Below are 22388 nucleotides of genomic sequence, written 5' to 3' on the forward strand. Positions count from 1 at the left end.
ACCCCGGGTGGGGGGAGGGGGGAGAAAAGGGCTACTGATGGGTAGCCGCGCAGCGCCCGGCGCCGTAACCTCACCGGCATGACGGATTCGCCAAAGCCCGCAGCCGCGACCGCCGCGACCGCCGCGACCGCCGCGACCGCGACCCCCGCAGCCGCCGCAGGCGCGACCGCACCGCCCGGCGGGAACCCGGTCGCCCAGGCCGGCACCCGGGGGCCGCAGGACGTCGTCACGCCCGAGGTCCTCGCGCGGCTCACCCGCGGCCTCCGCGGCGAGGGGCGGACCGTGAGCCACACCCCGCTCACCGGCGACAGGCTCGCCGAATATCCCGAGGCCTCGCCCCAGGACGTGGCGGAAGCCTTCCGCGCGGCCCGCACGGCCCAGCGCGCCTGGGCCGCGACGCCGGCCCGCCGGCGGGCCGGCGTACTGCTGAGGTTCCACGACCTGATCGTGGCCCGCCAGAGCGACCTGCTGGACCTCATCCAGGTCGAGACGGGCAAAGCCCGCCTGCACGCGCACGAGGAATTGCAGGTCGTCGCGATGTCGGCCCGGCACTACGGGCGCAAGGCCCCGGCGTATCTGGCGCCGAAGCGCCACCAGGGCGCGATCCCGGCGCTCACCCGGACGGTGGAGCTGCGCCAGCCCCGCGGGGTCGTGGGGCAGATCGCCCCCTGGAACTACCCCTTCGAGCTGTCGGTGGGCGACGCCCTGCCCGCCCTGGCCGCGGGCAACGCCGTCGTGATGAAGCCGGACACCGAGACCGCGCTGACCGCCCTGTGGGCGCGCGAGCAGATGATCGAGGCGGGACTGCCGGAGGGCGTGTGGCAGATCGTGATCGGCGACGGGCCGGTCGTCGGCCCGGCGCTGGTCGACCTCGCCGACTACGTGTCCTTCACCGGCTCGACCCGTACGGGCCGCGAGGTGGCGCAGCGCGCCGCCGCCCGGCTGATCGGCGCGAGCCTGGAACTGGGCGGCAAGAACGCCCTGTTGGTGCTGCGGGACGCCGACCTCGACAAGGCCGCCGAGGGCGCGGTCCGCGCCTGCTTCGCGTCGGCCGGCCAACTGTGCATATCCGTCGAGCGGTTGTACGTGGACGAGTCGGTCGCCGACGCCTTCCTGGCCAGATTCACCGAGAGGACCCGGGCGCTGCGGCTCGGGACGGCGCTGGCTTACGGCGCGGGCATGGGATCCCTGGTGGGGCCGCGGCAGTTGGACGTGGTGACCCGCCATGTGGACGAGGCCAGGGAGAAGGGCGCCCAGGTGCTGGCGGGCGGCCGGGCGCGGCCCGACATCGGGCCCTACGTCTACGAGCCGACCGTCCTGGACGGCGTGGAGCCGCCGATGGCGGTGTGCGCCGAGGAGACCTTCGGCCCTGTCGTGTCGGTCTACCGCTTCCGCGACGAGGAGGAGGCCGTCGAGCGCGCCAACGCCACCGACTACGGCCTCAACTCCAGTGTCTGGACGAAGGACACCCGCCGCGGCGCCCGGATCGCGGCCCGGCTGCGCTCCGGCACGGTGAACGTGAACGAGGGGTACGCCGCCGCGTACGGCAGTGTGCGCGCGCCGATGGGCGGTATGAAGGACTCGGGGCTCGGCCGCAGGCACGGCTCCGAGGGCATCCTCAAGTTCACCGAGGCCCAGACCGTCGCCACCCAGCGGCTGCTTCCGCTGGCGCCGTCCTTCGGCATGGACGACGAGAAGTACGCGGCCTTCATGACCCGTTCGCTGCGGCTGCTGAAGACCCTGCGGATGCGCTGAGCCGGCCGGCCCACCCCACGGAGGACGATGTGTCAGAGGAAGACGGCTACGACTACGACGTCGTGGTGATCGGTTCCGGCTTCGGCGGTGCCGTCTCGGCGCTGCGGCTGACCGAGAAGGGTTACCGGGTCGGCGTGCTGGAGGCCGGCCGCCGCTTCGCCCGGGAGGAACTGCCGAAGAACTCCTGGGACTTCCGCAATTACCTGTGGGCACCCGCCCTCGGCCTCTACGGCATCCAGCGCATCCACGTGCTGGGCAATGTGCTCGTGCTGGCCGGCGCCGGGGTCGGCGGCGGTTCGCTGAACTACGCCAACACCCTCTACGTGCCGCCCGCCGCCTTCTTCCAGGACCCGCAGTGGGGCCGGATCACCGACTGGCAGGCGGAGTTGGCGCCGTACTACGACCAGGCCAAGCGCATGCTCGGGGTGCGGGTCAATCCGACGCTCACGCCCTCCGACGTCCACCTGCGGGACGCGGCCGAGGAGATGGGCGTCGGCGACACCTTCCACCTGGCCCCGGTCGGCGTCTTCTTCGGCGACGGAAAGGACGCGGAGGGCGCGGGATCCGCGGAGGGGGAGGGTACGCACAAGGCCGCGCCCGGCGAAGAGGTCCCCGACCCGTACTTCGGCGGGGCCGGCCCGGCCCGCAGGGCCTGCATCGAGTGCGGGGAGTGCATGACCGGCTGCCGGCACGGCGCCAAGAACACCCTCAACGAGAACTATCTGCACCTCGCGCAGAAGGCCGGCGCGGTGGTCCACCCGATGACCACCGTCGTGGACCTCACCGAGGACGCGCGGGGCGGCTACCAGGTCACCGCCGTCCCCACCGACCAGCGCAGGAAGGGCGGGCGGCAGGTGCTGCGCGCCCGCCAGGTGGTCGTCGCGGCGGGCACGTACGGAACGCAGACGCTGCTGCACGCGATGCGCGACGCGGGCCGGCTGCCCGGCATCTCGGCCCGGCTCGGCGAGCTGACCCGGACGAATTCCGAGGCCCTGGTCGGCGCCCAGACCTCGCCCGGCCGCTACCGCAAGAAGTACCCGGACCGCCCGCTGGACTTCACCCGGGGCGTGGCGATCACCTCGTCGGTGCACCCCAACGACCACACCCACATCGAACCGGTCCGCTACGGCCGCGGCTCCAACTCGATGGGCTCGATGTCGGTGCCGGCCGCGCCCTACGGCGGCAAGGCGCCGCGCTGGCTGGAGATCCTCGGCCACAACCTGCTGCACCCGGTGGTGACCTTCCGGTCGCTGTCGAACTACCGCTGGTCGGAGCGCACCATCATCGGCCTGGTCATGCAGACCAGCGACAATTCGCTGATCACATACCGCAGGACCAAGGGCCTGGGCAAGGGCCTGCTGACGGCGCGGCAAGGCCACGGCGAGCCGAACCCGGTGCACATTCCCGAGGGGGCGCAGGCGGCCCGGCTGATCGCCGCGCAGATCAACGGCTTCGCAGGCACCAACATCGGCGAGGCCACCCAGCGGCCGATGACCGCGCACTTCCTGGGCGGCTGCCCGATCGGCGAGGACGCCGAGCACGGCGTGATCGACCCGTACCACCGGCTGTTCGGGCATCCGGGCATCCATGTGGTGGACGGCGCGGCCGTGTCGGCGAATCTCGGCGTCAATCCGTCGCTGACGATCACCGCGCAGGCGGAGCGGGCGATGTCGCTGTGGCCGAACAAGGGCGAGGCGGACCCGCGGCCGGACCAGGGCGAGGCCTACCGCAGGATCGCCGCGGTCAGGCCGGCCGCCCCGGCGGTCCCGGAGGACGCCTTCGGCGGTCTGCGGCTGCCGCTGCTCCCGATCCCGGCGGTGCCGCCGGTGCGTACCGTTCCCGACGAATCGCTCTGAACAAGCTGTAATGTGTGCTTCGTGGCGCTCTCTTCGCAGAGCGGCCGGTTCCGGGCGTCCCCGGCACCGACCGCCTCATTAGAGTCGTGACCGGGCTGCTGTCCCCTGCTGTCCGGTCACCGGTACCGCTGCGAGGTCCCACGGCGGGCGCATTGCTGCGGCCCGCCTCATCGCACCGGTCACACCCCGCCCAGCTGCGTCTGGGCGGTGTCCTTTTCCACGCGTGGTGTGGGTCGACCGCTCCTGGCTGGCGCGGACACCACCTCCAACGAAAGGGCCGCTGGGCGGTCACGTGCCGTTTGGGTGATCCCCCTCGAAAGGGTCGTACACCCGCGTCACCCGCTGCCCCGGCACAGTTCGAGCAGCGTCATCGCCACCGATGTGCCGGGCCGGCCGAGCGCGTCGCCGTAGGTCATGGGGGCGAGTGCAGCGACGGTAGAATCAGAACTCGACCCCATCGCAGCAACCGCCGGAAGGCAGCCCGTGGCATCAGCGACCCCCGCCGCCCCCGACCGCAGCACCGAGTCGCCCGAGGACGGTACGGACACCGTTCTCGTGGTCGACTTCGGGGCGCAGTATGCCCAGCTCATCGCCCGCAGGGTGCGTGAGGCCCGGGTGTACAGCGAGATCGTGCCCTCGACCATGCCGGTCGCCGAGATGCTGGCGAAGGGCCCGAAGGCGATCATCCTGTCCGGCGGGCCCTCGTCGGTCTACGAGCCGGGCGCGCCGACCCTGGACCGGGCGCTGTTCGAGGCCGGGGTGCCGGTCTTCGGCATGTGCTACGGCTTCCAGCTGATGGCCACCACGCTCGGCGGCACCGTCGACAACACCGGGGCGCGCGAGTACGGCCGCACCGGCCTCACCGTGTCCAAGCCGGGCTCGACGCTCTTCGAGGGCACCCCCGCCGACCAGTCGGTGTGGATGTCGCACGGCGACGCGTGCTCGGCGGCGCCCGAGGGCTTCGCCGTGACCGCGTCCACCGGTGTCGTACCGGTCGCCGCGTTCGAGAACGACGAGCGGCGGCTCTACGGCGTGCAGTACCACCCCGAGGTGCTGCACACCACGCACGGCCAGCAGATCCTTGAGCACTTCCTCTACCGCGGCGCGGGCCTGGCCCCGACCTGGACCACCACCAACGTGGTGGACGAGCAGGTCGCCCTGATCCGCGCCCAGGTCGGCAGCAGCCGGGCGATCTGCGGCCTGTCCGGCGGCGTGGACTCCGCGGTCGCCGCCGCCCTGGTCCAAAAGGCCATCGGCAGCCAGCTGACCTGCGTCTACGTCGACCACGGGCTGATGCGCAAGGGTGAGACCGAGCAGGTCGAGAAGGACTTCGTGGCCGCGACCGGCGTGCAGCTCAAGGTCGTGGACGCCTCCGAGCGCTTCCTGGCCGCGCTGGACGGGGTGTCGGACCCGGAGCAGAAGCGCAAGATCATCGGCCGGGAGTTCATCCGGGTCTTCGAGCAGGCGCAGGCGGAGATCGTCGCCGAGGCCCCCGGCGACCACCCGGTGGAATTCCTGGTGCAGGGCACCCTCTACCCCGACGTGGTCGAGTCCGGCGGCGGCACCGGCACCGCCAACATCAAGTCGCACCACAATGTCGGCGGCCTCCCCGAGGACCTGGAATTCCAGCTGGTCGAGCCGCTGCGCAAGCTCTTCAAGGACGAGGTCCGGATGGTCGGCCAGGAGCTGGGCCTGCCCGAGGAGATCGTCCAGCGCCAGCCCTTCCCCGGCCCCGGTCTGGGCATCCGCATCGTCGGCGCGGTCACCCGCGAGCGCCTCGACCTGCTCCGCGAGGCCGACGCCATCGCCCGCGAGGAGCTGACCGCGGCCGGCCTCGACCGCGAGATCTGGCAGTGCCCGGTGGTCCTGCTCGCCGACGTCCGCTCGGTCGGCGTCCAGGGCGACGGCCGCACCTACGGCCACCCCATCGTGCTGCGCCCGGTCTCCTCCGAGGACGCGATGACGGCCGACTGGTCCCGGCTGCCCTACGACACGCTGGCCCGGATCTCCACCCGGATCACCAACGAGGTCAAGGACGTCAACCGGGTCACCCTGGACATCACGAGCAAGCCCCCGGGCACCATCGAGTGGGAGTGAGCGGTATCGGTCCGCGTCCCGTTGAGTCACAGCGTGCTGGTGTACGTATGACTCGCTGACGCCCGCGCACCGGAAGACAGCTTCCACCCCTCGACGCGCGCGGCGGGAGAGGCGGGAGACGATGCGCGACACGCTCGACATCTGGCGGGAGACCGCTCGGCGCCATGCGCTGCTGCCGTTGCGGATCTTTCTCGGCGTGACCTTCACCTACGCCGGGCTGGACAAGCTGACCAGCGACACCTTCTTCACCGACAGCGCCAACGGGTCGCTGGTGCAGATCCTGCACGGGTCGCACGACACGGCCGCGATCCCGGCGATGATCGACCTGGCGCTCAAGGCACCGCACCCGTTCGGGTACGCGATCGCGCTGGGCGAGCTGGCGGCCGGGCTCGGGACGCTGTTCGGGCTGCTGGGGCGGGTGGCGGCGGCCGGCGGCGCGGCGATCTCGCTGAGCCTGTGGCTGACGGTGAGCTGGTCCACGACGCCGTACTACTACGGCAACGACCTGGCGTATCTGATGGCGTGGCTGCCCCTGGTGCTGGCCGGGGCGCCCTCGCTGTCGCTGGACCGGTGGCTCAGGCGGCGCCGGGAGCCCGCCGCGGACGTGCCCGCCGCACGGACCGCCGCGGCTACGGGCGCCGCCGCGCACGGCGGGCCCGTGCGCTCCGTACCGCCTGCGTGACGATGCCCGCCGCGGCGGCCAGCACCAGGCCGCCGCCGGCCAGCGGCACCGAGCGGGACGGGCGCAGGTCCCACACACCGCCGGCGTCCAGCAGGAAGAAGACGGTCAGGGTGATCAGCACCAGGCCCATCACCAGGGCCGCGGGTTCGAAGCGGTGCCGCCTCATCGGACCACCTTCAGCTGGCCGACGCCGACTTCGACCCGCAGGTCGATGGTGCCCGCCGGCGAAGTGCCGGGGGCCGGGGCCAGGGTCACCGTGCGGTGCTGGCCGGTCTTGACGTCCACGCCGTCGTTCACCTTTCCCGGCAGCACGGTCTCGCCGACGCCGAGGTCGTAGTCGAGCACCACCGTGGCGCCCGGGGGCAGCAGCACCTCCGCCTGGCCCGCGCCCACCTTGAGGTGGGTGCGCACGGTGCCGCCGTCCAGCGTCAGCCCGCTCAGGTCGAGCAGGCCGCGGCCCGCGCCGCGTTCGTACAGCTGCTGCACGCCCGGCGCGCTCACCGGCCGCCAGGTGGTGCTGCCGAAGCCGTGGCCGGTCCTGGGCAGGGCGGTGGTGCCGACCAGGGCGGCCAGCGTCAGCACCGAGAAGAAGACCGTGCCGCCCTTGGCGCGCCCGGCGAAGGACGCGATCACGAAGGCGGTGCCGAGCACGCCGAGCACCGCGGCGAGCCCGATCTCCAGGCTGGCGCCCGCCGGTTGGTACGGCCAGGACATCCCGGTGCCGACCCCGAGCCCGGTCAGCGCCAGCAGGAGGACAGCGAGCGAGAAGGGCCACGACCGCTCCTGCCCCGCCTTGACCGCCTTCTTGCGCGCCCGCCACGCCTGCCGTTCGGGCTCGCCGTACGGGCCGTCGTCCGGACCCCACAGATACGCCGGCTCCTTCGACAGCGGGTCCCGCCACCAGGACGGCGAACCGCCCGGCTCGGGCGGCGCCTGGACCGCGGGCGGCGCGTCCGCGACCGCCGCGGCCGTGGCGGACGCGGCGGCCTCGCCCGGCGCCCGCCGGCGCTGCTGCGACCAGTAGACGGCGCCGGCCGTGGCGAACAGCAGGATCAGCGAGAAGGCCTGGTTGGCGCCGTTGCCGAGCATCGAGGCGTACAGGCCGCAGCCGACCAGGGCCATCAGCACCGCGGTCAGCGGCGCGCCCTCGATCCGCCCCGACATCAGCCGGTGCGCCTCGCTCTGGTCCTCGCCCTCCTGCGGGATGACCAGCCAGCCCATGCCGTAGATGATCAGACCGATGCCGCCGGTCAGCGACAGCACCGCCAGCACGATACGGAAGATCACCGGGTCGACGCCGAAGTAGCGGCCGGCGCCGTCGCAGACGCCGGCCAGCACCTTGTACTCCCGGCCCCGGGCGATACGCGGCCTCGCCACGTCGCCCCGGCCCCCCTCGCCGGGTGAGGGGGCGCGGGTCGCACCGGTCGGCGGCGGCTCGTCGTGCGGGTCTTCCGTCATACCCACCATGGTGGCCGCTCCCGGCGGCGCCCGGCACCCGCCCCGACCCTGGTCCGACCCTGATCCGACCCTGGGCCGTCACCCGGGGCAACCCTTGGGGGGCCGACCCTGATGCCTGCCCGGGGCCGTACGTGTGACGATCGGGGTATGTCAGCGAGCAGTGCCCCGCCCGGTGCGCCCCCGGGTGCCTCCACAGGCGCGTCCACCGGGGTGTCCACCGGTGCGTCCTTCCTCAAGCCGCCCGACCCCGCGCAGGCCGGTGTGCGCAAGCTCTACCGCAGCTCCGAGGGCCGGATGGTCGGCGGCGCGGCCCGCGGGCTGGCCGGGCACCTCGGACTGCCCGTGCTGTGGGTACGGGTGCTCTTCCTGGTGCTGGCCGCCTTCAACGGCATCGGCCTGCTGCTCTACGCCGTCTTCTGGTTCTTCGTGCCGCTGGGCATCGGCGGTGTCGCCGAGGCGAAGGAGCCGCGCGACGCCCGCTCCTGGCTGGCCGGGCGGCGGCCCGACAAGGGCCAGGTCATGGCGCTGATCGCGCTCGCGATCGGCACCGGCATCCTGATCGACAACCTCAACCTCGGCGCCGCCAACCGCGCGGTCTGGCCGCTGCTGGTCATCGCGCTCGGCGTGTCCCTGGTGTGGCGGCAGGCCGACAACGCCCGCAAGGCCCGCTGGGTCGAGATGAGCCACGGCAAGCGCTTCTGGCCGCTGGTACGGGCGGCCGGCGGCGTCGCGCTGGTCATCGCGGGCGTCACCGGCTTCATCGTGGTGCGCGGCACCGGCAGCCACCTCGGCGGCATCCTCCAGGCCGCGCTCGCCGTCCTGGTCGGGGTCGCGCTGATCGCCGGCCCCTACCTGGTGCGGATGACGCAGGACCTGTCGGCGGAGCGGCTGATGCGGATCCGCGCGCAGGAGCGGGCCGAGGTCGCCGCGCACGTGCACGACTCGGTGCTGCACACCTTGACCCTGATCCAGCGCAACGCGGACGACCCGCGCGAGGTCTCCCGGCTGGCCCGCGCCCAGGAACGCGAGCTGCGCGCCTGGCTCTACCGCCCCGAGGGCACCGGCCGCGACGATGAGCCGACGACGCTGGCCGCCGCCGTACGCGCCGCCGCCGCCGAGGTCGAGGACGCGCACGGGGTGCCGGTCGAGGTGGTCTGCGTCGGCGACTGCCCGCTCGACGACCCCCTCGTGGCGACGATGCAGGCCGCGCGGGAGGCCATGGTGAACGGCGCCAAGTACGGTGGCGGCGGGGCCGTCCAGGTCTACGCCGAGGTCGAGGACGGCAGGATCTTCGTGTCGGTACGCGACCACGGCCCCGGCTTCGACCTCGACGCGGTGCCGGACGACCGGATGGGCGTCAGAGAATCGATCATCGGCCGGATGCGGCGCAACGGCGGCGAGGCCAGGCTGCGCCCCGCGCCCGGCGGCGGCACGGAAGTCGAACTTGAGATGGAGAGGGCCACGACATGACGGACACAGGTTCGGCTTCGCCGGATTCGCCGAGGTTCACGGACCCGGCGCAGTCCCCCGAGAGCGGGCGGCGGGTACGGGTGGTGCTGGTGGACGACCACCGGATGTTCCGCACCGGAGTGCAGGCCGAGATCGGCACCACCGCGGAGACCGGCGTCGAGGTGGTCGGCGAGGCGGCCGATGTCGACCAGGCGGTCAGCGTCGTCACCGCGACCCGCCCCGAGGTCGTCCTGCTCGACGTCCACCTGCCCGGCGGCGGCGGTGTCGAGGTCCTGCGCCGCTGCGCGACCCTGGCCGCCGACCCCGACCAGCCGGTGCGCTTCCTCGCGCTGTCCGTCTCCGACGCGGCCGACGACGTCATCGGCGTCATCCGCGGCGGCGCCCGCGGCTATGTGACCAAGACCATCACGGGCCCGGACCTGATCAACTCCATCTTCCGGGTCCGCGACGGCGACGCCGTCTTCTCCCCCCGCCTGGCCGGCTTCGTCCTCGACGCCTTCGCCTCCACCGACGCCCCGCCGGTGGACGAGGACCTGGACCGCCTCACCCAGCGCGAGCGCGAGGTCCTGCGGCTGATCGCCCGCGGCTACGCGTACAAGGAGATCGCCAAGCAGCTCTTCATCTCGGTGAAGACCGTCGAGTCCCACGTCTCGGCGGTGCTGCGCAAGCTCCAGCTCTCCAACCGCCACGAACTCACCCGCTGGGCGACGGCCCGCCGCCTGGTGTAGCCGCGCTGCCCGGGACGGTCTCCGCGGTGGCCGCGCTGTCGGCGGAGTGCGTTGGGCGCAGGCTCTCGGCGTCGCTCCGGCGTCCGGTGGCGATGATGCGGTCCGAGCCGGCCGTCGGCTCCTCGGGGCGATGCCCCGCAGCCGGCCCGTCCGTCACCGTCCCAGGCCCCGCGATGACCGGTGCAGGAGGCCATTCAGGCAGGGAAAACGCAACTTCGACATGGCCCGCAGGGGCAGCTACCTTCACCTGGTCCTCGGCGATCGCCCACGGTCGCACGGGAGTTCTTTCATGCTGAGCCACCCACCAGGGAGAGACGCATGCCCCGACTCGCGCTGTACACATTCGGCGTCCTGAAATCACCTCTCGCCGATCCCGCACCCCTCACGCGCGAATTCCAGGACAGCGGCGGGCCCGTCTACCGGAAGATCAGCGGGCACCCCGGGTACCTCGGCCGTGCTGAACCGGCGGACGGCGGCCGGGGCACACTCTTCGACCTGGACTGGGGCGCGTGGGGGGAGTTCGCCGTACCGACCTGGTACGACAAGGGCCGTACGGTGGAGACCATCGCCCTGGCCGCGACCCTCTCGCTCTGGACCGACCTGCGCCCGGCCTTCGACGCCGTCTACACCGGTCTGCACCGTGAGGCGCTGAACAGGCGTCACGACTGGTTCGAGAGGACAGGACACCCCAGTCACGTGCTCTGGTGGGTCTCCGACAGCGCGATACCCACCTGGCAGGACGGGGTCTCCAGGCTGGAACACCTCCACGACCACGGCTCCACGCCGCACGCCTTCACCTTCCACCGGTCCTTCGACCCCGGTGGGGACTCCGACCAGGATTAACGACCCCGGGCGCGCGGCTCAGAGCCGTGGGGCTCCCGCACGCCCCTTGCGGCCTCACATATGACGTGCTGTCATCAAAACCACAGCAGTCACCTGGGCTCAGGGGGAAGCCATGGCCGGACGCCGCCGTCTCCGAGAAGAGATCCGTCAGGCCGAGCGGATGGCCCGCGCCATCCCGAACGCGCGGCAGAGGGCAGCCGCCCTGACCGACCTTGCCGTTCAGGTGGCCATAGGACCTGGCGACATCGCGGAGGCCGAACGCATCGCCAACTCCGTCACCTACGAGGACCAGGTCGTACGCAACGGCCGGGACTTCTCGGTCCGCGTCCTGGCTGAGCAGCTGGTCGCCGCCAACGCCGGTGAAGCCGAGCGCATCGCGCTGACCATCAGGACGGATTATGAACGGGACGGGGCGTTCGCCAACATGGCGAGGACGCTGGCGACGACGGACAAGCGCACCGCGAAGCGCCTGATCAAGCACATCGGCATGGCCCCTGTGAAGGAGAGCATGCTGGACGATCTCGCAAAGGGCCGCCTTTGAGCCTTCGCAACGAACGGGGAACTCATGGAGGACCAGACGGAACAGCTGTACTACGAAGCCGCCGAGGGCGGCGATCCGGACGCGATGATCCAGCTGGGGTGGCTGCTTAAGAAGCGGGAGGACCGCTCCGAAGCCGAGCGGTGGTATCGGCGGGCCGCCGACGCCGGGCACGCCGAGGGCATGGCCCGCCTCGGCGGGATGTTGCAGGAGCGCGGGGAGTCCGCCGAGGCCGAGCGCTGGAGTCGTCAGGCCGCCGATGCGGGGAACGTGCCCGCGATGGGCAACGTGGGATCCGTCCTGGAGAAGCGCGGCGAACTCGCCGGCGCCCAGGAGTGGTACCGCAAGGGGGCGGACCTTGGTGACGTCTTCTCGATGTGGCGCGGTGGGCTTCTGCTGGAGCGCAGCGGTCGTTTGGACGATGCGCGGGTCTGGTTGCGCAGAGCGGCGGACGCTACCGACGCGGGCCAGGTTCTGGCGCAGTGTGACGCGATGAGGGATCTCGCGCGCCTCGCGGTCCAGGGCGGTGACCCGGCGGAGGCGGAGCGGCTGCTGCGCAAAGGCGCCGCGATATTGACGAAGGCGGACGACCTGCCCGTGAAGCAGGGGTACGCGCTCATGGCCGATCTGCTGACCCTGCTCGCCTCGCTGCTGCGCGAGCGCGGAGAGCTGGCCGAGGCCGAGAGGTTCTTGCGATGGGGCGCGGACAACGGACACGTCCCCGCGATGCTCGAACTGGGCAGGTCGTTCGATGAGCAGGAACGGCTCGCTGAAGCCGAGGAATGGTACCGGCGGGGAGCCGAGACCGGACATCTCCGCTCCGCGCTGATGCTGGCGTCGCTGCTGGCGGAGCAGCGGCGTCCGGCCGAGGCGGAGCCGTGGTTCCGGCAGGCGGCCGAGGCGGGGGTGCCGACGGCAATGCACTTTCTGGGCACTCTGCTGGAAGAGCGGGGTGACGCGGCCGAGGCGGAACAGTGGTATCGGGAGGCCGCCGAGGCCCGGATCGACGATTCGATGCCCCGGCTGGCCTACCTGCTCGAAAAGCGCGGCGCCCTGGCCGACGCGCTGCACTGGTACCAGAAGTCCGCCGCCACCGGAAATGACTTGGCCATGGTCAGAGCGGGGGCGCTGGCCGCGCGGCAGGGTGACATGGACACAGCCGACCAGTGGTACGAACAAGCCGCCCGGGCAGGGAACGAATTCGGCATGTATCTGGTGGCTGCGTCGCGAATGAACCGCGGCGAGATGGAGGATGCCGAGATGTGGCTCCGTAGGGGATCCGCCGCAGGAAACGGCAGCTGTATGGCAATGCTCGGGATTCTCCTGGCCACGCAGGGGGACGTGGCGGCCGGGACGCAGTGGTGCAAGCGGGCGGTCGCCGCCGGGGTGGCCAACGCCGTGACAGACATGAAGGCCGTACTGGAAGCACAGCGTGGGCCCTCGGTCTGAACCGCGGATGTCCTGAATGGGAGAACGATGCAGGCACACATTCGGCTGAACGGCGAAACGGCCCAGACGGAGCTGAGCGCGCTGGCCGACTGGCTCTCGCGCGAGGATGAATTCCGCGGCCGCTCTGCCATGGAGCGGCCCGAGGCGCGCCCCGGCCACATGGGCGGGATCTCCGAAGTCGTGATCGTGGCACTCGGCGCACAGGGGGCCGGCACCGCACTGGCGGCCTCGCTGTCCGTGTGGATCAGGCACCGCCGCCCGTCGGCGGACATCGAGGTGACCGGCCCTGGCGGGGAGACGGTCAAGATCTCCTTGCGCAACGTCCCGGAGGCGGACCTGGAAACCGTGCTGCGACGCGTCCTGGAGCGATGAATGCGCCTCCCCGACCCGCTGCGGTCCCGGGCGGTGCTGCTGGGCTTCGATAAGTACACCGATCCCGACCTGCCCGGCCTGCCCGCTGTGGCACGGAACATCGATGACCTCGCCACGGCGCTCACCAGCCCGTGGGGGACAGCCCTCCCGGACAAACACTGCGTAAGGCGGCGCGAGGCGGCTCCCACCGTCGGCCTCGCTGACGCGCTGTCCATCGGAGCCCACTTGGGCGCTGCCGCCGAGGAGGCCGAGGACCTCTTGCTCGTCTACTACGCCGGTCACGGCCTCATCGGCCCGGACGGTGAGCTGTATCTGTCCCTACCCGGGACCTCTAGCAAACCGGATCTGGTCGCGTGGACGGGAATACCGTTCTCTCTGGTGCGCCGGACGCTGGCGAACGCGCGTGCGGGCAGCCGAGTTCTCATCCTGGACTGCTGTTTCTCCGGACTGGCCATCGACGCGATGGCCACCACTGCCTCCGTGGTGGCCGGCCAACTGGCTGTGGCCGGCACCTGCACTCTGGCGTCCTCGCCGGCGAATCGCCCTTCCAGCGCGCCTGTTGACGCAAGCTATACGGCCTACACCGGCGAACTGCTCGATCTCCTGCGGTACGGGACTGCCGACGCCGCGGAGTTCCTCACCCTGCAGACCATCCACGAGCACCTTTCCAGGGTCTTGCCCGGCAAGGGGCATCCGCGCCCCGAGCTGCGCAACACCCACACGGTCGGCCACCTCGCACTGGCCAGGAACCGGGTGCACTCGGGCATCTCCGATCCGGTCGCGATGGTGAGGGAGGCCGCGCGTCTGGATCGGCTCGGTGACAGTGCGGGCGCGGTGCGCTGGTATCGGGAGGCGGCTGGATCCGGGCGACCCGACGCCATGAGAGAGCTGGGCCGGTTGCTGGAACGGGACGGAAGCCGCGTGGAGGCGGGAATGTGGCGGCTCAGGGCCGCAGAATCCGGCGATCTCGCGGCCATGCACGAGCTGGGAGTCAGCTCATGGCACACCGGGAACCTCGCCCAGGCCGAGAGCTGGCTCAGCAGGGCCGCGGCTGCCGGACTGCCGGAGGCGGCAGAGGATCTGAAGAGGCTGCTGCGGCGCCGGAAGTGAGTACGGGCGCTCATGACGCCGGGCCTGGGGGCCGGGGAGGATGGGGGGATGGGGATGATCAGGTCGGGTGGGGTACGGGTCGTGGTGCTGGCCGTCGTCGCGCTGGCCCTCGCGGGGTGCGGGACGCGGCACGCGGGGGACGGCGCCGGCGGGCCCGGGGCCTCCGTGGTGACGCCGGGCAAGCCGGTGGACTTTCCGTGCCCGGGGGAGAGCGCGACCCCTGCGCCGCCGCCGACGACCGCGGACAGCACCGTGCCGCCCACCGACCACTACGCCGAGAACCACGGCTTCATGGTCCCCCTCCCGCTGCACGGCCAGAGCCGCTGCGACGGGCTCGCGGCCGTCGACCGCGTCACCTCCGCGCTCGAACCGCTGCGCCGGCGCGGCGACTTCGACCCCGCCAGCGCCCTCACCGCGCTCACCGCCCTCGGGTACGCCCCCGAGAAGGTGGGCGCCTACCAGAACGGCCCCACCGGGGTCAGCTTCCTCATCGACGCCACCCCCTTGTGCCTGGAGGGCACGATGGACCGCGACAGCACCGCCGCCGACGCCTTCGCCGGCTACCCCGACCACACCGGCTGCGACCGCCCCACCGGCGGCCACTGACGCGGCGGCGCGCCACCTTCTCGTCATCCTTTGCGTAGGAGTTTCGTAGTTCGCACTCATAATGCGTAGGTAAGCCCTTATCGTCGGTAGCTACGACGGGGTACGCCATCCTGCGTACCCCGCTCCACCACGAAGGGCGGTCCACGCTGATGACGTCGGACAATTCCCAGCCGCCGATCGGCTGGCGCTACTGCGGCAGTCAGTGCAAGTTGTGGCGCGAACGCGCCGGGGTGACGCGCGACGCGCTCGCCAAGGAAGCGAACTACGAGTACGAGACCGTCAAGTCCATGGAGCTGGGCCGCCGCAAGCCCAGCCAGCGGCTCCTTGAGATCGCCGACGACATGTGCGGCGCCAAAGGCATGCTGCTGGCGGCGGTGCCGTTCCTCAAGCCCGAGCCGTTCCCCTCGTACTCCCAGAACTTCATGCAGTACGAGGCCGAGGCAGTGGTGCTCAACTCCTACGAGCCGATGCTGGTACCCGGACTGCTCCAGACCGAGGAGACGGCCCGGGCACTGATCGGCGGCTCGTGGCCGCATCTCGACGACGAGACGGTCGAGGAGCGGGTAAGCGCGCGGATGGACCGCAAGGAACTGCTCGACATCCAGAACAAGCTGCTGAACTTCGTCGTCAACGAGGCCGCGCTGCGGATCGTGCTGGCGGACCGGGGTACGCACAAGCGGCAGCTGCTGGAACTCCTGGAGCAGGGCAGGCGGCGGAATGTCGCCATCCAGGTACTCCGGCAGCGCGGTCCGCAGGCGGCTTTGAACGGCCCCTTCGTCTTGCTCCAGATGCCCGACCACGAGAACCTGACGTACGAAGAGGGTCAGTCGTACGGCGTGCTCTCCGGCGACGCGGCGAAGGTCACCGCTGTCTCCCAGCGCTATGCGATGATCCTCCGAGCGGCCCTCAGCACCGAGGACTCCGCGGAATTCATCCGGAAGTTGGCGGAGGAACTATGAGCACCGGCCTGGCGTGGTTCAAGTCCAGCTACAGCAACGGCGAGGGTGGCGACTGCATCGAGGTCGCCGCCTCGTGGCACAAGTCGAGCTACAGCAACGGCGAGGGCGGCAACTGCGTCGAGGTCGCCGCGTGCCCCGGCACGGTCCACGTGCGGGACTCCAAGGACAAGTCCGGGCCGCAGCTCGCTTTCGAGCCCGCCGCGTGGGCGACCTTCGTGGAGTTCGCCGCAGCGCAGCCGCTGTCGGCCTGAGCACCGGGACGACGGTAGCGGACGACGGCAGCGGCGTGGTCCTCCACTGGTGGCCGCGCCGCGCCGTCGCGGCCTAAGCCCCGCACCTGCTGGCCGTGGCCTGACCTCGTACCACCCGGTCCGGGCCGTGGACCCAGACGAACTGCTCGGTGGCGGTCACCGTCATGCCGTGGTCGTAGACGTCGGGGCGGTCGGCGGCGAGCCACTGGTCCCAGGCGAGTTCCAGCTCGTCGGTCAGGCTGCGCGGGCCGCCCTCGTACGCCGTCGTGCGGCCCGTGTCGTGGACGGAGAACGCGGCCCAGGACGATCTGCCGTCGTGGAGCCAGGCGTTGACGCCGTCCGCGTCGGTCGCCGAGGAGACGCGCAGGTCCGGGAGCGCGACCCGGAGGGCGAACAGCAGATGCGTATCGTCCCGCAGCACGGTCAGATCGCGGGTGAACTCCCGCTGCCGTGTGGCCGGTTCCCGGCCGCGGACCGCCGCATAGCCGCTCTCGGCATACCCGGGCACGCCACGCGCGGGCATGAACTGCCCGAGCCCCTGCATCCAGCCCGAGGCGCTGCGGCCATCGGCGGCGACGGTGAGCGCGACATGGCCGAGCCTGCCCCACGGGGTGACGATCCGGCCGCCGGGCCGGGTCTGCTCGACCCAGGCCCAGGGGACCCGCTCCACGGCATAGGTCGCGATCACACGGTCATAGGCGGCGCCCGCGGGCCAGCCCTTCGTGCCGTCGCCGACCTCGACGTCCACGGCGGCGCCGACCGCCGCGAGCCGCGCCCGCGCCCGGTCGGCCAGCTCCGCGTCGACCTCGACGCTCACCACCCGCCCGGGGGCCGCGCGGCGGGCGAGCAGTGCCGCGTTCCAGCCGGTGCCGGCACCCAACTCGAGTACGGCATGGCCGGGTTCGAGCAGCAGCGAGTCGAGCATGTCGACCACCACACCCTGTGACGACAGGCTGGACGTCGCCACTCCGTCGCCGATCTGGGTGACGGCCGCCGCGTCGGGGTCCGCGTACACCTCGTCGGCCCACTGCTCCGCATCCGTGGCGCGGTCGACGGGCGTGTACGCGCCCCCGTCCCAGCGCCACAGCCGGTCCGGCGCGAACGCGTGGCGCGGCAGGGTGTCGACGGCCTCCCGAATCCACGGCGAACGCGCAGGCCAGGCCCCGCGTTTGTCCATGGTGTCGGCAAGCCGCTCCCGCTCTCTTTCGAACTCGGCCATGACGTCGCCTACTTCTTGTGCTTCCCGTCGGACGGCGGCGGTGGCGGCACCTGTCCGTCCGTGTTCCCGGGCGGCGGCTCGCCCTGTCCGGGATCCGCGGGCGGCTTCTCGTGCTCCCCCATCGGGTGCTCCTTTCCTCGTGACTCTCTGGAGTCATGCTGGCGCAAACTGTGAGGATTGTCCAGGCGCGCATGGAGGCGCCGCCCGCGCGGGAACCTGCCAGGGGCGGCGCCCCGGCTTGTCAGTGCCGGGTGGCATGCTCAGTGCCGCGGTGGCGGCTGATCCGGCCGCCGATCCAGTCGGCTGATCAAGGACTCACGCGGCGGAAGATCCTCGGTGTCGAACAACGTCCGCATCAATAACCCCCCCTGACGCAAGCACTACCTCGGGTGATAGTGCGAGGCTCCGCCTCCGCCCGGGCCGGGGCGCGCACTGCTGACCGCCGTCAGAGGCCCTGCGGACCGGCTCGGGGACCTTCCGGATCCGCGGCGGCGCGCCCGCTCCACCGCCGGGCCTCGCTCAGCCACTCCTCGGCGTCGGCGTCCCGGCCCTGGCGGCGGTAGAGGTCGGCGAGGGCGAGCATCGCCCGCCTCCTGGCCTCGTCGCGGACGTCGGTGGTCTCGATGACGTTCATGATGGCCAGCAGCGCGGTCTCGGCCCCGGCGAGGTCGCCGGACTCAAGGAGGGCGGCGCCGAGATGGAGCTGCCCGCGCGGGTCGAGCCCGTCCGCGGCCTTGCGGTACCAGGTGATCGCGGCCGGAAGATCGCCGCGCAGGCGGTGGACGTCGCCGAGGCGGGACATCGCGTCCGCGCGGCCGAGCCCGGCGGCGCGTTCGTACCAGCGTGCCGCGGCCGGGAGGTCGGCCACGTCGACGAGGCGGTCGGCGAACTCGCGCACGGTCTCGCCGCCGTCGCGGGTCTCCCGCACCCGCTCCCACCACTCGGCGAGGCCGACCGCGTCATGGCGCAGGTGCGCCATGAGCGCCGCCTCGGCCTCCGCCGGCCGCCAACCGCCCGCCGCGGCCCGGCGGAAGCAGTCCAGGGCCTCCTGCCAGCGGCCGACCAGCGGGCGCAACTGGACGCCCAGGTGGTACGCGCCCAGCGGATCGCCCGCGTCGTCGGCGGCGCGGAGGAGCGACTCGGCCCGCTCCCAGTCCCGGCCCTGCCGGCACAGCAGGACGCCCAGTTCGACCTGGGACGTCGGATCGCCGAGCGCGACGCCCCGTTCGTACCACCGCGCCGCCGCCCCGGTGTCGCCCTTCTGCGCGGCGAGCGACGCCAGGCCGGTGACCGCCGCGGCGCTGCCCGCCGCCGCGGCCCGCAGCAACAGGCGCTCGGCTTCCGCCGGCTGGCCGCGCCGGATCAGCTCGCCTGCGAAGCAGGTGATCACCGCTCCGCGGTCGGCGGCGATCGCGGCGTCCAGCCAGGTGCGCAGGTCGTCCGTCCTGCCCGCCTCGTGGAGCACCTGCGCGAGGTCGGCCGCCGCGCTGTCGTCACCGGCCGCCGCGGCCCGGCGCAGCCAGGCCTCGCCCTCCTCGGGGCGGTCGGTGCCGAGGAGCAGGGCCACGCCGAGGGCGGCCATCGCGCGCGTGTTTCCCGCCTCGACGTGCGGCCGGAGCCAGTGCTCGAAACGGGTTGACCAGTCCCAGCCGTCCTGCGCGCTGCCGGTGAACACGAAACTGTGGTTGGCCAGTTGCGCGATCTTGTCGAAGTCGGCCTCGCCGTCGGCTTCCCTGCCCAGGTGGGCGAGTGCGGCATCCATGACCGCGGGCCTGCCGGTGGTGATCGCGTCGCTCCAGGAAGCCCCGATGACGCTGGTGAGGTCGTCACCACTGGCGTGGACCAGCAGGCGGTCCCATACGTCCTCGGGCACCGGCGGCGCGGCCTCGTCCCGCTGGACGTGGTCGACCAGGTAGTCGAACGCCCCGAAGGTGTCGTCCCCGTAAGGGATCAGGCAGGAACTGGCGCCGCTGACCGGTTCCGCCGCCCACGCCGTGCTCGCGGCGAGGTCCGCGGCGCGGTGGACGTCCCGGGGGTCCAGGTAGTGCGCGCACAGCTCGCGCAGCAGGGCCAGCGGGACCGGGCGGTGGTAGCCGGCCCGGTGGCAGTCGACCGCGGCGGACACCAGCGCCGCCCCGACCAGGTCCTGGCCGTCCCGCCCGGCCAGCCAGCGGTCGACGGCGGCCGGGCCCGCCGCCAGATACTCGGCCAGTCCCGAGTCCCCGCCCCGGTCCAGCCACTGGGCGATACGGGGGTCGGCGCGCTGCTCCTCGGCCCGCTGCCTTTCCGCTGCACTCGGGTGGAAGGCGGGGCGTACGACGGTGGCCAGCCGCAGCAGGTCGCCGAACGCGCCCAGCCTCCCCAACTGGCGGCGCTCCTCGGACCGCAGGGTGGCCAGCACGACGACGTCGGAACGGCCGGGTGGCGCCAGCCGGTTGAACAGATGGGCGGTCAAGCCGCGCTCCGCCCAGAAGCGTTCGAGGTCGTCGAGCCACACGACGGCGTCGCGCAGGGCACCGGGCGGCCGGCGCGCGAGCGCGGCGAGCGAGGCGTTGTCCTCGGGGACGAGCAACTGGCGCCCTGCGGCGGTCCGTTGCATCGACTCGGCCGCAGCCCGCGACTTGCCCGCGGCGGACCTGCCCTCCACGATCACCAGACCGCCGGCGGCCACCGCCCGGTCCAGCTCGGCGTCGCAGTCCCGCGGTACGTACACCGGGAAGGCGCCGGTCGCGACGGTCCCGCCGTCGGCGGGCGCCTCGGGCACGGCGGCGGGATGCACCCGTAACGAGGCCAGGCCCAACTGCCCGACCCGCGGGACGCTCCCGTCGGGCATGAGCAGCAGGACGGCCGCGGCCGGCATGTCGCCGCCGGGCACGACGAAGGTGGCGTTGAGCTGTACGCCGATGCCGTCGCCCGTGACGGCGACGCCGATGTCGCCGCCGGCGGCGACGGCTCCGTCCCCGGAGGCGGCGATCCCGGGCGCGGTGGGCTCGACGGGGGAGGGCGGGTCCCGTGGCGCTTCGGAATGCGGCTTGCGGCGGCTGCGGGGCACGGGGCTCACGGCTCGGCCGGACCGGCGCCGGGCTCGCCCGTCACCGCGTAGCCGATGTGGCCGGCCGAGGCGACGGACCCGGCACCCGACGCGTCGACCGTCGTCTCCCGCGCGGCCGTGAAGGGCGGCATGGGGCCGGGCGCGGCCGGTACGGGGGCGCCGCCGGTCGAGACCACGCCGATGCCGCCGCCCGAGGCGATGGCGCCGCGCCCCGACGCCGTGACGGAGGCCCGCGCGGCGGCGGGCGGTACGGGTGGCGGGGACGCCGGGGGCGCAGTCCTTGGGCCGGCGAGCGCGTACATCGACGCGGAGAACGTACCCAGTGCCACGACGGCCCCCGCGATCCCGGACCACTGCCCTGCGGTGTCGAGGCCGGCGGTGAAGGCCGCCACCACGAGCGCGACCGATGCCGCCGCTCCCAGGCCGACCCCGCACCAGGCCACCGTTCTCGTCAGCGCCGCCATGGCGTCTCACCCCCTGTCGACCCACCCATCGTAGAAGCCGCATCCGACCGGACCAAGGGACTTCCCCGTGCGCCCGGGGCCGCGGGCGGCCGTCACCGCGGGCCTGGCCGCGCCTGTGGGCGTACGGGCTGTTCGGCGCCAGGGCGCAGGCCGCGGCGACCGGCAAGTACCGGGCGGCGGTGCCGGGCTCCGGCACCGCCCGAGGCGGGGTGACGCCGGAGCCGCCGCCGGGCTCCGGCTCAACAGGTCCGCCGCCGCGCCCCGGCTCAACCGGGACGTACCGCCCCCGCGAAAGGCATCTCGCTGATCGGGGCGATACGGACCGGGGAGCCGGGGTGCGGCGCGTGGATCATGTTGCCGCCGCCGATGTAGAGGCCGACATGGCTCACACCCGAGTAGAAGAACACCAGGTCGCCGGGCTGGAGTTCGGACCGGGAGACCCGGGTGCCGGCGTTGATCTGGGTGTAGGTGGTGCGGGGCAGTGACACCCCGGCGGACCGCCAGGCCGCCTGCGTCAGACCCGAGCAGTCGTACGCGTTCGGTCCCGTCGAGCCCCACACGTACGGCAGGCCGAGCGCGCGGTAGGCGAACGCCACCGCCTGGGCGGCGCGCGGGGACGGCGCCCCGATCGCGGCGAGCGGGACCCGTACGGTGTCCCGGGCGGCGGACGCGCCCGCCGGTGAGCCGGGGCCGTCGGAGGCCGCGACCGCCGCGCGCTGGGCCGTGGTCAGCCGGGCCAGCAGCGCCTGGGCGGCGGCGAGTTTCGCCTGGAGGGTGCGCTTGTGGTCGGCGACTTTGGCCTGCGCGGCCCGCAGGTCGGCGAGTCTGTCCGTGGCCTGGGCCCGGGTGCGGGCGATGTCCTGCTGCTGCGCGGCCAGTTGGGCCAGCGCGGCGCTCTGCTGGGTGCCCGCCTGGTTGAGGTACGACGCCCGCGCGAGATAGCTGTCGGGGTCGGAGCTGAGCGCGAGTTGCAGCAGCGGGTCGATGCCGCCCGAGCGGTACTGCGCGGCGGCGATACCGCCCAGCGCGTCCCTGGTGCTGTTCAGCGTCGCGGTCTTGCGGGCGAGTTCGTTTTGGAGGGCGGCGACCGCCGCGCTCGCGGTGTCGGCCTGCACCTTGGCTCCGTCGTAGTCCTCCGTGGCCTGCTCCGCCTGCTGGTAGAGCGCTGCCACCTTCGTACCGACCTGCGCCGGGGTGAGCTGCGGGTCGGCGTACCCGGTCTCGCCGAACAGCGAGACGGAGGCGGCGGACGCGAGCGCGAGCGTGACGCTGATCCGGACGGTCGTGCGGGCGCCGCGGGTGGCGCGGGTACTGCGGGTACTGCTGGTGGTGCTGGTGGTGCGCGTGCTGCCGGTGGTGCTGTCGCTTTCGGCCGGGCCGGTGGCTGAGCCGGTGCGCTTCTTGCGGTGGGCGGGAGTGCGGGCGGGACTGTGTGAGGCCATTGCGGGGCCGTCACTCCTTCCAGGGGACGGCCCGGCG

At 72.7% G+C, this 22388-nt stretch carries 21 protein-coding genes; 14 read left to right on the plus strand and 7 right to left on the minus strand.

The features are described from left to right. Nucleotides 1-78 precede the first annotated feature (78 nt). Both V7E46_RS08595 and V7E46_RS08600 read left to right on the plus strand, forming a co-directional pair. Nucleotides 79-1755: a succinic semialdehyde dehydrogenase gene (locus V7E46_RS08595; RefSeq protein WP_333767861.1), complete on the plus strand. Its 1677-nt coding sequence runs from the start codon at nucleotides 79-81 to the stop codon at nucleotides 1753-1755. Beyond that, on the plus strand, nucleotides 1752-3611 hold the full coding sequence (locus V7E46_RS08600) for a GMC family oxidoreductase (RefSeq protein WP_333767889.1): 1860 nt from the start codon (nucleotides 1752-1754) through the stop codon (nucleotides 3609-3611). The genes V7E46_RS08595 and V7E46_RS08600 overlap by 4 nt, the downstream gene beginning before the upstream one ends. A 335-nt stretch (nucleotides 3612-3946) precedes the next feature. Here the strand turns inward: V7E46_RS08600 and V7E46_RS08605 are convergent, their stop codons facing one another. Further along, entirely contained in the window at nucleotides 3947-4069 is a 123-nt protein-coding gene (locus V7E46_RS08605) for a hypothetical protein (protein WP_333767862.1), read from the minus strand. 25 nt (nucleotides 4070-4094) lie between these two features. On the opposite strand from V7E46_RS08605, the gene guaA reads away from it, so the two are divergent. Next, a complete protein-coding gene (gene guaA / locus V7E46_RS08610; RefSeq protein WP_333767863.1) occupies nucleotides 4095-5708 on the plus strand; it encodes a glutamine-hydrolyzing GMP synthase in 1614 nt (537 codons plus the stop codon). A 121-nt stretch (nucleotides 5709-5829) separates the two neighbouring features. After that, nucleotides 5830-6390 carry a DoxX family membrane protein gene (locus V7E46_RS08615; protein ID WP_333767864.1) on the plus strand — a complete coding sequence of 187 codons (561 nt, stop codon included), beginning with the start codon at nucleotides 5830-5832 and terminating at the stop codon, nucleotides 6388-6390. Here V7E46_RS08615 and V7E46_RS08620 read toward each other — a convergent pair. Next, on the minus strand, nucleotides 6338-6556 hold the full coding sequence (locus V7E46_RS08620) for a hypothetical protein (protein ID WP_329175476.1): 219 nt from the start codon (nucleotides 6554-6556) through the stop codon (nucleotides 6338-6340). The genes V7E46_RS08615 and V7E46_RS08620 overlap by 53 nt on opposite strands. Beyond that, nucleotides 6553-7848 (minus strand): PspC domain-containing protein, encoded by a 1296-nt coding sequence (locus V7E46_RS08625; RefSeq protein ID WP_333767865.1) that lies wholly within the window; start codon nucleotides 7846-7848, stop codon nucleotides 6553-6555. The genes V7E46_RS08620 and V7E46_RS08625 overlap by 4 nt, the downstream gene beginning before the upstream one ends. Before the next feature lie 147 nt (nucleotides 7849-7995). Between V7E46_RS08625 and V7E46_RS08630 the strand changes: the two genes are divergently transcribed. From V7E46_RS08630 to V7E46_RS08675, 10 genes are all read left to right on the plus strand, one after another. Beyond that, entirely contained in the window at nucleotides 7996-9318 is a 1323-nt protein-coding gene (locus tag V7E46_RS08630) for a PspC domain-containing protein (RefSeq protein ID WP_333767866.1), read from the plus strand. Then, nucleotides 9315-10046, plus strand: a complete 732-nt coding sequence (locus V7E46_RS08635; RefSeq protein WP_329175470.1) for a response regulator transcription factor — start codon at nucleotides 9315-9317, stop codon at nucleotides 10044-10046. The genes V7E46_RS08630 and V7E46_RS08635 overlap by 4 nt, the downstream gene beginning before the upstream one ends. Nucleotides 10047-10364: 318 nt before the next feature. After that, nucleotides 10365-10889 carry a DUF3291 domain-containing protein gene (locus V7E46_RS08640; RefSeq protein WP_333767867.1) on the plus strand — a complete coding sequence of 175 codons (525 nt, stop codon included), beginning with the start codon at nucleotides 10365-10367 and terminating at the stop codon, nucleotides 10887-10889. Nucleotides 10890-11001: 112 nt separating this feature from the next. Continuing rightward, nucleotides 11002-11430: a hypothetical protein gene (locus V7E46_RS08645; protein WP_333767868.1), complete on the plus strand. Its 429-nt coding sequence runs from the start codon at nucleotides 11002-11004 to the stop codon at nucleotides 11428-11430. Nucleotides 11431-11454: 24 nt separating this feature from the next. Further along, complete coding sequence (locus V7E46_RS08650; RefSeq protein ID WP_333767869.1) at nucleotides 11455-12876, plus strand: tetratricopeptide repeat protein; 1422 nt, start codon at nucleotides 11455-11457, stop codon at nucleotides 12874-12876. Between the two features lie 27 nt (nucleotides 12877-12903). After that, nucleotides 12904-13248 (plus strand): effector-associated constant component EACC1, encoded by a 345-nt coding sequence (locus tag V7E46_RS08655; protein ID WP_333767870.1) that lies wholly within the window; start codon nucleotides 12904-12906, stop codon nucleotides 13246-13248. Beyond that, nucleotides 13249-14358, plus strand: a complete 1110-nt coding sequence (locus V7E46_RS08660; RefSeq protein ID WP_333767871.1) for a caspase, EACC1-associated type — start codon at nucleotides 13249-13251, stop codon at nucleotides 14356-14358. Between the two features lie 48 nt (nucleotides 14359-14406). Next, nucleotides 14407-14964 (plus strand): hypothetical protein, encoded by a 558-nt coding sequence (locus tag V7E46_RS08665; protein WP_333767872.1) that lies wholly within the window; start codon nucleotides 14407-14409, stop codon nucleotides 14962-14964. A 149-nt stretch (nucleotides 14965-15113) separates the two neighbouring features. Further along, entirely contained in the window at nucleotides 15114-15923 is an 810-nt protein-coding gene (locus V7E46_RS08670) for a helix-turn-helix transcriptional regulator (protein WP_333767873.1), read from the plus strand. Next, the gene (locus tag V7E46_RS08675; RefSeq protein WP_333767874.1) at nucleotides 15920-16174 is read left to right on the plus strand and encodes a DUF397 domain-containing protein; all 255 of its coding nucleotides are present in this window, start codon (nucleotides 15920-15922) and stop codon (nucleotides 16172-16174) included. Before V7E46_RS08670 ends, V7E46_RS08675 begins: the two co-directional genes overlap by 4 nt. A 73-nt stretch (nucleotides 16175-16247) precedes the next feature. Here the strand turns inward: V7E46_RS08675 and V7E46_RS08680 are convergent, their stop codons facing one another. The 4 genes from V7E46_RS08680 to V7E46_RS08695 all read right to left on the minus strand — a co-directional run bounded on the left by V7E46_RS08680 (nucleotide 16248) and on the right by V7E46_RS08695 (nucleotide 22351). Beyond that, complete coding sequence (locus V7E46_RS08680) at nucleotides 16248-17393, minus strand: methyltransferase domain-containing protein (protein WP_333767875.1); 1146 nt, start codon at nucleotides 17391-17393, stop codon at nucleotides 16248-16250. A gap of 445 nt (nucleotides 17394-17838) precedes the next feature. Then, nucleotides 17839-20454: a tetratricopeptide repeat protein gene (locus tag V7E46_RS08685; RefSeq protein WP_333767876.1), complete on the minus strand. Its 2616-nt coding sequence runs from the start codon at nucleotides 20452-20454 to the stop codon at nucleotides 17839-17841. Next, nucleotides 20451-20909: a hypothetical protein gene (locus V7E46_RS08690; protein ID WP_333767877.1), complete on the minus strand. Its 459-nt coding sequence runs from the start codon at nucleotides 20907-20909 to the stop codon at nucleotides 20451-20453. The genes V7E46_RS08685 and V7E46_RS08690 overlap by 4 nt, the downstream gene beginning before the upstream one ends. A gap of 266 nt (nucleotides 20910-21175) precedes the next feature. Next, nucleotides 21176-22351: a C40 family peptidase gene (locus V7E46_RS08695; RefSeq protein WP_333767878.1), complete on the minus strand. Its 1176-nt coding sequence runs from the start codon at nucleotides 22349-22351 to the stop codon at nucleotides 21176-21178. Between the last annotated feature and the right edge of the window lie 37 nt (nucleotides 22352-22388).

This window comes from Streptomyces sp. IBSBF 2435 (genome assembly GCF_036815005.1).
Taxonomy (GTDB): domain Bacteria; phylum Actinomycetota; class Actinomycetes; order Streptomycetales; family Streptomycetaceae; genus Actinacidiphila.

Bases quoted from the DNA above. Each gene is read 5' to 3' on its own strand.
- V7E46_RS08595 (WP_333767861.1), top strand. From the start codon at position 79: ATGACGGATTCGCCAAAGCCCGCAGCCGCGACCGCCGCGACCGCCGCG.
- V7E46_RS08605 (WP_333767862.1), bottom strand. From the start codon at position 4,069: ATGGGGTCGAGTTCTGATTCTACCGTCGCTGCACTCGCCCCCATGACC.
- V7E46_RS08615 (WP_333767864.1), top strand. From the start codon at position 5,830: ATGCGCGACACGCTCGACATCTGGCGGGAGACCGCTCGGCGCCATGCG.
- V7E46_RS08620 (WP_329175476.1), bottom strand. From the start codon at position 6,556: ATGAGGCGGCACCGCTTCGAACCCGCGGCCCTGGTGATGGGCCTGGTG.
- V7E46_RS08625 (WP_333767865.1), bottom strand. From the start codon at position 7,848: ATGACGGAAGACCCGCACGACGAGCCGCCGCCGACCGGTGCGACCCGC.
- V7E46_RS08630 (WP_333767866.1), top strand. From the start codon at position 7,996: ATGTCAGCGAGCAGTGCCCCGCCCGGTGCGCCCCCGGGTGCCTCCACA.
- V7E46_RS08635 (WP_329175470.1), top strand. From the start codon at position 9,315: ATGACGGACACAGGTTCGGCTTCGCCGGATTCGCCGAGGTTCACGGAC.
- V7E46_RS08640 (WP_333767867.1), top strand. From the start codon at position 10,365: ATGCCCCGACTCGCGCTGTACACATTCGGCGTCCTGAAATCACCTCTC.
- V7E46_RS08645 (WP_333767868.1), top strand. From the start codon at position 11,002: ATGGCCGGACGCCGCCGTCTCCGAGAAGAGATCCGTCAGGCCGAGCGG.
- V7E46_RS08650 (WP_333767869.1), top strand. From the start codon at position 11,455: ATGGAGGACCAGACGGAACAGCTGTACTACGAAGCCGCCGAGGGCGGC.
- V7E46_RS08655 (WP_333767870.1), top strand. From the start codon at position 12,904: ATGCAGGCACACATTCGGCTGAACGGCGAAACGGCCCAGACGGAGCTG.
- V7E46_RS08660 (WP_333767871.1), top strand. From the start codon at position 13,249: ATGCGCCTCCCCGACCCGCTGCGGTCCCGGGCGGTGCTGCTGGGCTTC.
- V7E46_RS08665 (WP_333767872.1), top strand. From the start codon at position 14,407: ATGGGGATGATCAGGTCGGGTGGGGTACGGGTCGTGGTGCTGGCCGTC.
- V7E46_RS08670 (WP_333767873.1), top strand. From the start codon at position 15,114: ATGACGTCGGACAATTCCCAGCCGCCGATCGGCTGGCGCTACTGCGGC.
- V7E46_RS08675 (WP_333767874.1), top strand. From the start codon at position 15,920: ATGAGCACCGGCCTGGCGTGGTTCAAGTCCAGCTACAGCAACGGCGAG.
- V7E46_RS08680 (WP_333767875.1), bottom strand. From the start codon at position 17,393: ATGGCCGAGTTCGAAAGAGAGCGGGAGCGGCTTGCCGACACCATGGAC.
- V7E46_RS08690 (WP_333767877.1), bottom strand. From the start codon at position 20,909: ATGGCGGCGCTGACGAGAACGGTGGCCTGGTGCGGGGTCGGCCTGGGA.
- V7E46_RS08695 (WP_333767878.1), bottom strand. From the start codon at position 22,351: ATGGCCTCACACAGTCCCGCCCGCACTCCCGCCCACCGCAAGAAGCGC.